Here is a 557-nt window from a genome sequence, read left to right on the forward strand (position 1 = left end):
CACCCGGTCAACAACCGCCGCATCCTGGAGTACCTGCGCAAGACGTTCGGCGCCGACGAGGCCGCCATCAACGCCTGGTGCGGCACCTGGATCGGTGCGGGCTTCGACGCCTACGAGGCGCTGCTGGCCGCTGACACGCAGCGCGGCCGGTTCAGCTTCGGCGACACGCCCACGCTGGCCGACTGCTACCTGGTGCCCCAGGTGGAAAGCGCCCGCCGCTTCCAGGTGGACCTGAACCGCTGGCCGCTGATCCAGCGGGTGGAGGCCGCCTGCATGGCCCTGCCCGCCTTTGCCGACGCGGCCCCCGGGAAACAGCCCGACGCCGCCTGACCTGTCTGAGCCCGCGCCCCCACACCCTGGGGCCGCGGGCCGTTTTTTGTGTTCAAGGAACCCGCCATGATCCAACTCCCTGCCCTGCGCACCCTCGCGGCCGGCCTGGCCTTCGCCGCCACCGCTTTCGCTGCCCAGGCCCAGACCCTCAAGCTCGGCCACGTCACCCCGCCCACCCATGTGTGGCACCAGGTGTCCGAAAAAATCAACGCCGACCTGCAAAAAGC

At 70.0% G+C, this 557-nt stretch carries 1 protein-coding gene; it reads left to right on the plus strand.

The window, feature by feature from the left end; all coding sequences use genetic code 11:
* A partial coding sequence (locus HA630_RS02235) for a glutathione S-transferase C-terminal domain-containing protein (RefSeq protein WP_208299926.1) occupies positions 1–330 on the plus strand: 330 nt, incomplete at its 5' end.
* Positions 331–557 lie beyond the last annotated feature (227 nt).

This window comes from Aquabacterium sp. A08 (assembly GCF_011742065.1).